The sequence below is a fragment of the Anaerolineae bacterium genome, from assembly GCA_011176535.1.
GTDB lineage: Bacteria > Chloroflexota > Anaerolineae > Anaerolineales > DRMV01 > DUEP01.
In genome coordinates this window covers 1-4,877 of record DUEP01000073.1, presented here as the reverse complement: position 1 = coordinate 4,877, position 4,877 = coordinate 1, and the positions used below count along the sequence as shown (strand labels likewise).

Here is a 4,877-nt window from a genome sequence, read left to right as displayed (position 1 = left end):
TGCCGAATAAGGGAAGTGTCTTAAGTCACCAAATAGCCTACAGCCCCAGGTAAGCCTTCTGAATGTGGGGATTTTGGGCTAACTGGCGCGAAGGCCCTTCTAGTTCCACCTTGCCCTCCGCCAACACATAGGCGTAGTCGCTCACGGCCAGCGCCATCTGGACATTTTGCTCCACGATGAGCACGGTGATCCCTTCTTCCCGCAGGCGGCGCAGGCTCTCGAACAGTTGGAGCACCAGGATGGGGGCCAGCCCCAGGGACAGTTCGTCAATCATGAGCACCTTGGGGGCGCCCATCAGGCCCCGGGCCACGGCCAGCATCTGCTGTTCGCCGCCGCTGAGGGTCCCTGCTTTTTGGTGTTGGCGCTCCTTGAGGCGGGGGAACATCTCGTAAACCAGTTCCAGGTTGCGCTTGGCCTGGCTGCGGGCGCGCTGGGGGGTGACTCCCATCATCAAGTTTTCGTACACCGTCATGTTGGTGAACAACTGGCGCCCTTCGGGAACGAGGATAAGTCCGCGCTCCGCCTTGGCATGTGGAGGGAGGGTGCTGACATCCTCCCCTTCGAACAAGATGTGACCTTGCCAGGGGCGCAGCAGGCCCACCACCGTGCGCAACAGGGTGGTCTTGCCCACGCCGTTGGCGCCTACCAGGGCGGTCATGGAGCCCTCTTCCAGGCCCAGGGAGACCCCCCAGAGAATCTGCACATCACCATAGCCGGAAGTGACTTCTTTGACTTCTAAGATGGCCATAAGAATCCCTCACGCTTCGGTTTGGAGCAAACGCTGGGCCAGTTTGGGGTCACCCAGATAGGCTTGTTGCACCCGCTCGTTGTTGGCGATTTCGTCTGGGGTGCCTTCGGCGATGAGTTGACCGAAATCCAGGACGATGATGCGGTCGGAGACGCTCATGATGGCCTTCATCACATGCTCGATCATCAGGATGGTGACGCCCTGGTCGCGGATGCGTTTGATGGTCTCGACCATCTCGCCGATTTCGGAAGGGTTGAGGCCGGCCAGAACCTCGTCCAGCAGGAGTAGTTTGGGCCGCGCCGCCAGGGCTCGGGCCAGTTCCAACCGTTTCTTCTGGGCCACATTGAGACTTCCGGCCAGTTGCTCAGCGCGCTCGGCCAGCCCAACAAATTCCAGCACCTCATCGGCGACCTTGGCGGCCGCATCCAGGTTGAATCCTTTCGGCCCGTAGCAGGCGCCCACCATGACATTTTCCCGCACGCTGAGTTCAGCCAGCGGGCGCACAATCTGGTGGGTGCGGGCCATGCCCAGCTTGGCCAGATCGTAGGGCTTGCGCCCGGTGACATCCTGGCCGAGGAAGAGCACCTTTCCTTCTTCCGGCGTGTAAACGCCGTTGATGACATTGAACAGGGTGGTCTTGCCCGCGCCGTTGGGCCCAATCAGCCCGAGGATCTGACCTTCCGGAAGATCGAAGGTGACCTTTTGCAGGGCCTGCAGACCGCCGAAGAGTTTTGAAACACCGAGTACCTGGAGGAGCATCATATCAACACCCTCCGCACCTTAGGAAAGCGGCGCCGCAACCAGCCGATGAACCCGGCCGGGATGAACAGCACGATGAGGAGCAACAACACGCCAGCCACCGTGAGTTGGATGTTCTTGAGCACGGGGTTGGTCAGCAGGAAAGTGCGCATGGCCTGATACCCGGCTGCGCCCAGGATGGGGCCCAACACGGTGCCCTGGCCGCCCAACATCACCATGACGATCATTTCGATGGAGATGGCCAGCGGGAAGGCCTCAGGCGGCTCGATGGACCCGTTTTTGAAGAAGAACAGTGCCCCTAACATCCCGGGGATGATGGCCGAAAGCACATAGGCGATGGTCTTCATTGTGGGGGCGCGGACACCCATCACCTCGGCCGCATCCTCGTCTTCGCGGATGGCCAGCAGGCCCAGACCAAAGCGGGAGGTGCGCACGAAGTAACTCACCAGAGTCGCCAGCACGGCCAGGCCGGTCACCACATAGAAGGCCAACTGGAGCATGTGCGCCGCTCCGCCGTAGGCTTTGTACACCGAGAACTTGATGGTCATCCCAATGGGGCCGCCGAAGGGCTCGAAGTTGTTGATGAAAGACCGGACGACCTCGTTGAGCCCGATGGTGACCAGGGCGAAATACGCCCCCCGGAGACGCAAGATGGCGCTCCCGACGACCAGGGCCAGCAATCCGGAGGCCAGCCCTCCGGCCAGCATGGCCAGCCACAGGGACCAGCCTTTGACCACGATGAGATAGACCCCCACATAGCCGCCCAGGCCGAAGAAGACGATGTGACCGAAACTGACATAGCCGGTATAGCCCAGCAGAATGTTGAGGCTCACGGCCAGGGTGATGGCCCTGAGAATGGTGAAAGCGCTCTCGCGGTCGGAGGCCTTGTGGGTTACCAGGGGCCAGGCAAAGATGATCGCAATGCTTGCCAAACTGAGCAGTAGTCCGAGTCGTGCCTGATTTTTGTTCATTCTTTCGCTCCAAACAACCCGCTGGGGCGAACCAACAAGATGAGGATGAACAGGGCAAATTCCAGCACCGGCGTCCAGGTGGTGGGCATGAAGGCCGGCACGATGCCCTCAATGGCGCCCAGAATCAGGCCGCCGAACAGGGAGCCGACGGGGTTGCCCAGGCCGCCCAAGACGCCGATGACGAAACTCTTGAGTTCGTACTGTCCACCAGCCAGGATGGTGAAAGGGAAAAAAGTGGCGATCAGGGCGCCAGAGAAGGCGGCCAGCAAGGTGCCCAGCCCGAAACTCAAAGCCAGGATGCGAACCGAGGGGACGCCCACGATTTCCGCGGCATTACGGTTGTCGGTAACCGCACGGATGTACCAGCCGATGCGGGTTTTTTGCAAGAACAGGAAAAGCAGCCCGGTCACCAAAACGGCAGCCACGGCAGCGACTAGTCGGGTGCCGGGGATGACGATTTGGCTGCCCAATCGAAGCGAGTCCAGGGTGTATTCCACATTGTAGGGAGAAGTGGAAAGAGCCGCCGTACCCAGGCCGATGATGATCATGTTGACCGAGTAGGTGGCCAGCAGGGTGGAGAGATGGGGGGCGTTGAGTACCCGATGCACGGCGATGTAATAGATCAGGATGCCTAAGAGTAGGCCTAACATGCCGGCCAACAGCACCGCCAGGTAAGGCGGTATGCCCAGGCCGGTAAACAAGAAGTACACGGCAAACATGCCCAGGGCAATAATGGAACCATGGGACAGGTTGATCACATTCATCACCCCCCAGATCAGGGTGAGACCCATGGCGGCTAAGCCGTATACAAAGCCTAACAACAGGCCATCAATCAGCGACCGCACCAGTTCCATGCTTTTGTGCTCCTCTTCCCAGGGGAGTAAGATGATCGTCGGACACGGAAAGGGGTATAAAGAGGGCGCCCCTATGGCAAGGGCACCCTCTTTGAGGTGACTTCAAGGTTAGTGGATGGGATAGAGCGGCTCGGCCGTGGCCGCGTCCTTCGGCCAGACGATCACTTTCTGCAAGGTGTCGCCGCTTTTCTGCCACTGCACATAGACCATCTCGTGGCCCACCTGCAGGCCATGGGCTTCCTCGCTGGTGTCGAACTTGATGTGCCCGAAGAAGATCATCAGGTCCATGTTCTCCAGCGCGGCCTTGACCTTGGCAGGATCGACCGAGTCGGCGTCCAGAATGGCCTTCTGCAGCACCAGGCCCGCCGCATAGCCGCCGGCCGAGTGGTAGGAAGGCTCTTCGTCGTTGTAGGCCGCCCTGTAGGCCTTGACGAATTCCTCGCTGGTGGGGCCAAACCAGGCGATACCCGCGGCCTTGGCCGCCTCAGGCGAATAACTGGCCTCGGCTTCCCACTGGCTGGGGCCGACAATCCCCACCGCCGCGTCGCCCAACTGAGCAAAGTCAGGCTCCGGCGGGGCCACCAGCAAGGCGATGAACTTCACCGGTACCTGCTTTTCGTACATCTGGCGGGCAAAGGTGGAGCCGTCCTGGAAGTGGCCGCCGCCCAGCACGGCCTCCGCGCCCGATTCCTGAATCTTGTTGATGAAGGGGCCGAAGTCGGTGGTGTCTTTGTCGTAGCCCTCGAAGAGCACTACTTCATAGCCCTTGGACTCAGTGTAGGCTTTGGCGGCTTCCACCACCGCGGTGGAGAACTTGCTGTTTTCATACACGAAGGCCACCTTCTTGACGGCAGGGTCCAGATCCATCAGCAGATCCGTTGCACCAGTGAGGTACCGGCTGGCGGGGGTGTAGATCTGGAAGACCTGGGTGTAGCCCTGCTTGTAGGTGGAGTCGCTGGCCGCACCGGTGGTGAGCATGACCTTGCCGTACTGCTCGGCAATGATGGCGGCGGCCGCGGTCAGACCGCTGGAGTAGGGGCTGATGAGGAAGTCGGCGTTGTCCTCGGTGGCCAGGCGGGTGTAGAGTTCCTGGACGCGGTCCTTGCTCGACTCATCGTCGTAAGACACGGCCTTGAACTTGACCACGGTACCGTCGCTCAACTTGATGCCGCCGGCGGCGTTCACCTGATCCATCCACAAGCGTAGGCCTTTCGCCTGCCGCCCGGAGGAGACATTGTACTTCCCAGTCTGGGATTCGGTGAAGCCGATGGTGAGGATGACCTCCTTGGCAGCGGCAGGTGCTTCGGTGGCTTCCGGAGCCTCGGGGGCTTCGGAAGCCTCCTGGGTTTCGCCCATGGCCGGGGCTTCGGTTTGGACCGGAGCCGGCGTGGGGGTCGCCTTAGCACAGGCGCCTAATACGAGGCCTGCCAAGAGCAGGACGCTTACTAACACAAGCCATTTGTGGTTCATGGGGACCTCCTCTGGAATAGATTGAACGGGAACGGTAAAATGGACATCCTTTGATGCTAAGCCTTATTGTACTGT

5 protein-coding genes are annotated in these 4,877 nt (G+C 60.4%); all 5 read right to left on the bottom strand.

Annotated features, from left to right (window positions below; all coding sequences use genetic code 11):
• Positions 1–37: 37 nt before the first annotated feature.
• On the bottom strand, positions 38–748 hold the full coding sequence (locus G4O04_07240) for an ABC transporter ATP-binding protein (GenBank protein HEY58310.1): 711 nt from the start codon (positions 746–748) through the stop codon (positions 38–40).
• Between the two features lie 9 nt (positions 749–757).
• Positions 758–1,507, bottom strand: coding sequence for an ABC transporter ATP-binding protein (locus G4O04_07235; protein ID HEY58309.1), 750 nt, complete (start codon positions 1,505–1,507; stop codon positions 758–760).
• Positions 1,507–2,478, bottom strand: coding sequence for a branched-chain amino acid ABC transporter permease (locus tag G4O04_07230; protein HEY58308.1), 972 nt, complete (start codon positions 2,476–2,478; stop codon positions 1,507–1,509). Before G4O04_07230 ends, G4O04_07235 begins: the two co-directional genes overlap by 1 nt.
• On the bottom strand, positions 2,475–3,332 hold the full coding sequence (locus G4O04_07225; GenBank protein ID HEY58307.1) for a branched-chain amino acid ABC transporter permease: 858 nt from the start codon (positions 3,330–3,332) through the stop codon (positions 2,475–2,477). The genes G4O04_07230 and G4O04_07225 overlap by 4 nt, the downstream gene beginning before the upstream one ends.
• A gap of 108 nt (positions 3,333–3,440) precedes the next feature.
• Entirely contained in the window at positions 3,441–4,688 is a 1,248-nt protein-coding gene (locus tag G4O04_07220; protein ID HEY58306.1) for an ABC transporter substrate-binding protein, read from the bottom strand.
• Positions 4,689–4,877: the final 189 nt, after the last annotated feature.